The organism is uncultured Cyclobacterium sp. (assembly GCF_963976465.1).
Lineage (GTDB): Bacteria > Bacteroidota > Bacteroidia > Cytophagales > Cyclobacteriaceae > Cyclobacterium.
Genome location: NZ_CAXBOC010000399.1, coordinates 1 through 5513, shown reverse-complemented (window position 1 = coordinate 5513; position 5513 = coordinate 1). Strand labels below are relative to the sequence as shown.

At 38.2% G+C, this 5513-nt stretch carries 4 protein-coding genes; all 4 read right to left on the bottom strand.

All coding sequences use genetic code 11. The features are described 5' to 3' along the window. The coding region (locus AAC037_RS18840; protein WP_339904764.1) for a RagB/SusD family nutrient uptake outer membrane protein at positions 1-733 on the bottom strand (733 nt) is incomplete at its 3' end. 18 nt (positions 734-751) lie between these two features. Further along, positions 752-4114 (bottom strand): TonB-dependent receptor, encoded by a 3363-nt coding sequence (locus tag AAC037_RS18835; protein WP_339904762.1) that lies wholly within the window; start codon positions 4112-4114, stop codon positions 752-754. 90 nt (positions 4115-4204) lie between these two features. Beyond that, entirely contained in the window at positions 4205-5203 is a 999-nt protein-coding gene (locus tag AAC037_RS18830) for a FecR domain-containing protein (protein ID WP_339904760.1), read from the bottom strand. 106 nt (positions 5204-5309) lie between these two features. Continuing rightward, positions 5310-5513: sigma-70 region 4 domain-containing protein (locus AAC037_RS18825; protein WP_339904758.1), on the bottom strand; the 204-nt coding region annotated here is incomplete at its 5' end.

The following is a 5513-nucleotide window of genomic DNA, read 5'->3' as shown; positions in this document are numbered from 1 at the left end:
CATATTGAAACAGGTTAAAATAGTCAGGGTATAAACTAAAGACCCCACTATCCATGACTTCTTTGGCGGCTTCTGCAGCCTCACTGTACTTTCCAGCATAAAGCATTGCTCTGGCTTTAAGTGCCAAAGCTGCTCCTTTTCCTATTCTACCATTGTTTTCATATGGCAACCATTCTGCTGCTTGGGTAAGTTCATCTTCTATAAAGTCCCAAATCTCAGCAATAGGAGTCCTGGTAATCGTACGCCCTTCTTCTATGTCTATGCCTGACGTAATCAAAGGTACATCTCCATACAACATAATCAGTTTTAGGTAAATATATGACCTAAGGGTCATTACCTCACCCTTAAACCTATTGATGGCTTCTTGGTCATCCTCTTCTACAAGGTCTACATTGTCCATGAAATCATTGGCTCTACGTATACCTTGGTAAGCATTTTGCCATTCGGCATAGAATTTACCTGAAGCGATGGTACCAAATCCACGTTGTATATCCGTATTTGAATTGAAAGGATGATTGGTCATCAATTGATCTGTTATTCCATCATAATAGAAAATATTAGTTCCATCTAGAGCGGGATAAACAGCATTTGATGCGTATTCTAAATCTTCGAGTGTTTTCCAAAAGATCTCTTTTGAAATCCTGTCGTTTGGAATTGTTTCCAATAGATCTTCCTGACATGCCACCAGTGAAACAATGGTGAAGCATAGCAATATATATTTAAATTTCTTCATGTTATCAGCTATTCAATCTTAAAACTTAACATTTGCTCCTAGGGAATACATGCTCACTTGTGGGTAATATTGCCCTCTTCCTGAAGGTATTTCAGGATCTAAATCCCATCTGTTTAACTCTGAAAAGGTCAACAAATTGGTAGCCCCAACAAAAACGCGAATACTACTTACCGAGATCTTTTCAATTATAGACTCAGGCAGGGTATAGCCTAAAACAATATTCTTCAGCCTTAGGTAGGAGGCATCAATCAACTGTGTGTCTGAAGTTTGAAAATTTCTCGGATCCCCTTTAATTGGTCTTGGAAATTCTGCATCAGGATTTTCCGGCGTCCAATAGTTGTCGGTGTAAATTGCATGGGTAAATGTTTCATAAGTGGCGATTTGCTGAAAAGCACCATCCAATCTTGTTTTATGACCTGCAGCACCCTGAAATTGGTAAAACAAATCAAAATTGCCATAGGTGAAAGTGCCGTTCGTTCCAAAATCAAACTTGGGAAAAGACAAGCCCAGGTATTGATGGTCATTTTCATTGATGACACCATCTTCATTGACATCCACATATTTAACATCGCCCGGAGCACTATTCGGTCTTAAGGTAGGGTAATTATCCACCTCTTCTTGGGTCTGAAATATTCCATCAGTGATATAACCCCAGTGAGAGTTGATAGGCATTCCCTCTTGAATTATAAATCGTGGAGCTGTAGTACCTCCAGAAATATAGGGGCCAGAATTCACAAGATCCATCACCTCATTTTTGTTTTGACTGAAATTGAGTCCCAGGTCATAACTTAATTTATTACCTCCTCGGAAATTCAATCCAATTTCATAACCTCTGTTGTTTACCACTCCCGCATTCTGTACAGGTGCTCCCAAACCAATTAAAGCAGGGATTGGCAACTGAAGTAAGATTCCATCAGTGGTTTTATCATAATAGTCAAAAGTCAAAGAAACCCTGTCTTCCAAAATCCCCATATCAAAACCTATATTGGTTTGGTAAGTAGTCTCCCATGTCAAATTTTGATTGGCTAAATTGGTTTGGGTAAAACCTTGTACCGGAGATTCATTGAAAGAATAATTGATAGCGCTTAGGGTTTCGTAGAATGAATATAACCCTACCGCTTGATTACCTGTACCTCCATATGACCCTCTTAACTTAAATTCATTAATCAAATCTTTCCATTCAGACCAGAAAGTTTCTTCAGAAAGCCTCCACCCTGCAGAAAAAGAAGGGAAAAAACTGTACCTGTTATCTTTGTTAAATCGAGAAGAACCATCATATCTGGCATTTACTTCAAAGAAATAACGGTCGTTGTAATTGTAATTTAATCTGGCAAAATAAGACCTTAAACCCCACTCACTATCAACTCCGGTAGCATCTCGATTTTCATTTGACCCTTGACTCAAAGACTGTACATCATTGTTATAGAACTCTTGTCGATAACCTGTAATGTAATTGGTCTCATGCTCGATGGTTGAATATCCTAGCAGTCCGGTAAATTTATGTTTGTCCAAAACTTTATTATAGGTCAAAAGACTGTTTAAGGTTCCTTCCCGTGTATTGGACCTGTATTCCCTTAAGCTGTTGAAAGCACGCTGGGCAACTCTTCCTGTAAGCGGATCCTCATTCCTGTATTTATTTAAGAAAGTTTTCACCTGAACATGGGTATTTCTTACTGCATACTGGGTGGAAAAATTTAACCCGGGCAAAATCTCATAATCAAATTTTACACTACCTGTCAAGTAATCATTGATGGTCCTGCTATCTCCTGTTAATTCAGCAAACAACAGTGGATTATTGACTTGAGGGCCTAATCCATATTCTCCTGATTCATATTGTGGCCAAGAAAATTTACTTGCATGAAGCATGTACTGAAATACCAATGACTCACCATTCCCTGCAACAGACCTCCCCGCCGGCTGTAGTGATTCTTTGGTACGGTAATTTAAATCACCGGAAAACTTAATTTTTTCAGAAGCTTTAAGATCCAGGTTCATCCTGAATTCATTCAGTTTATCACTGAAATTCGGTGCTACCCCATCAATTGCCTGATGCCTTACATTAAATCTGCCTGAAAAATTTTCTCCTCCACCGCTTACAGAAAGTGTATGGTTTTGCTGAGGAGCCGTTTTCAACATACCAAGTTCATCTTTTCTCCAGTAAGGAAAAGGAAGTGGATATTCAGGACTCGGTGCATTGGCTACATAATTAGCAATGAACTCATCCGTATAAGGAATGTTTCTTCCGGCATTGGCATAAGCATCGTTTTCCAGATAAAAGTAGCTTTCCAGATCCATATGTTCCGGACGATTGGTCACTTCCTGAAGGGCAAAGTAACCATCATAGCTCACCGAAATTTTACCTTCAGAACCACGCTTGGTGGTAACCAAAATTACACCATTGGCAGCTCTTGACCCATAGATCGCTGCAGAAGAGGCATCTTTAAGTACGGTTACAGAAGCGATATCATTAGGGTTGATATCATTGATTCTTTGCTCAATTCCATCCACAATTATCAATGGGTTATTGTTTCCTAAAGTAGTGATACCCCGAATTCGGATATTGATATTACTGTTACCAGGTCTTCCGCCTTGGTCTACTACAGTAACACCAGGAGCAAGTCCTTGAAGAGATTGCTGGAAATCGGCTACCGGTCTCCTTTCTAGTTTTTCACCGTCTACCTGTGCCAAAGAGTTCGTAACAGATAACTTCTCCTGAACACCGTATCCTACCACTACTACTTCATCAAGGGAAGTCTGATCCTCTTCCAGTACAATGGAAAGTTGAGTCTGTGACCCGGGTACAATACGCTGGGTTTCATAACCTATAAAACTGATGAGCAAGGCCTTTCCTTCCGGTACATCAATGCTAAAATTGCCATCAAGATCAGACACTGTACCAACAGTGGTTCCTTCTACAACTACTGTGGCACCCGGTATGGGAGCACCATTGACATCCTTGATTACCCCATTAATAGGAGCCATCAATTCTTCTTCATCCTCAGTCGGCTTCTGGGATTCAGGCAGTTTTCCAACATAGATGGTATTGTTTACCTGTTTAAACTTAAGTGCAGTTTTGGTTGATATTTCATATAGAATCTCATAGACAGATTTTCTGCCCGGCTGCAATACAATCTTGCTGTCAGCATTCAGCTGATCATCTGCAAAAACTAACCTATACTCAGTTTGTTTTTCAACCAAATCGATAATTTTTATTATTTGCCATTCGGTTTGGTTGACCTGAAGGTAAGTTTCATCTATTGGCTTAATCTGTGCATTTGTATCGTTCGCAAGTAAGGTACTTAGGAAGATCACCTGCAACAGTAAACCATATAAGATATGACGTGATACCATTTTAATTAGGTGAAGTATTTTTGTTTTCATATTTTAGTATGTTTTTATAGGATAAAATTTTATAAGAACGGACAGGGTAAACCCGGACATTTGGCGATGGAGGGTTTATCCTGTAATTATTTATCTCATAGGCTTATTATTATTAAGTTTGACATATTTATTATCAATTGTGTGTTTGAAGTTCATAGTAAAGCCTAATCCGGATAGTAAATTATCCAAATTATCATTTTGAAAGGTCCCTGTGACAGTCCTGTCTAAATTGATATTATTTTCGGGTTCAAATTTCACGCCGTACCAGTCCTCCAGCTGCTTTAAGATGACTTTAAGTGGTTTCTTCTGAAATTTTAATTGACCATCTTTCCATGCCATTTCCTTGGCATATATAAATGATGTTATTTCCAATTTCCCGGAACTATCCATTCCATCCTCTACCATTTCTCCCGGTAATAAAAAGGCCTCTTCAGTATTATTCTTCACCTTTACCTTACCTTCCAATAAAGCTATTTTGGTACGCGCTAATCGGCTATTAATATTAAAGCTAGTTCCCAACACCTCCGTAGTAAGCTCTCTCGTAAAAACAAAGAATGGTCTTTCCGGATCCTTTTCCACTTCAAAAAATGCCTCTCCTTCTAAGTAAACTTCTCTGGAATCTTTCTCAAATGAAGTGGGGAATTTGATTTTAGAATTACTGTTCACCAGTACCTTGCTTTTATCCGGTAAGGTTAAAAGTAATTTTTCTCCGGATGGAACAGATTTCTCTACCCATTCCGTTAGGACCACCTGCTCACCTTCTTCCTTGTTGTTCTCCCAAATCACCTTGGCGGATAGCACTAGGAAGCCGGCCAATAATAACCAAACAGCAGCTGATCTTAAAAATGAATATTTATGCTGCTCCTCTTTGCGCTCAGGCTTATTTCCGGTCTTTTGATCTATTTTTTCCCAAAGGTGCTTCTTCTTGGTATCGGCATGGATGGTATTTCCAGACTTCTCCCAAGTTTCCTCAAATATCGCATTGATTTCTTTAGCTGAATTGCTCTCGTTAAGCCATTTGGCTATTTCTACTGCTTCCTCTTTGGAAGATAAACCATTCAGGTAACGTCTTAATTTTTCTTTGTCCAATTGCTTTGCCTTTTTTTATAATACACAGGCAAAAGAAAAAACACGTACTCATTATTTAAAAAATGTTAAAAAAATATTAATACAAGGTTAAATATTCACCCCTATTTCATAACCAAAACAAAATTTCATTAAAAATAAGTATAATAAAACCATAATTTTCAATATTATTAACTTTAAAAAACTTCTTTGCTTTATAAATATGATGCTCTACCGTACGCGTAGAAATAGTTAATTTTTCTGCAATTTCCGAATTAGAAAAGCCATCTACTTTGCTTAAAATAAAAACTTTTTGTTGAATCTTGGGCATCTT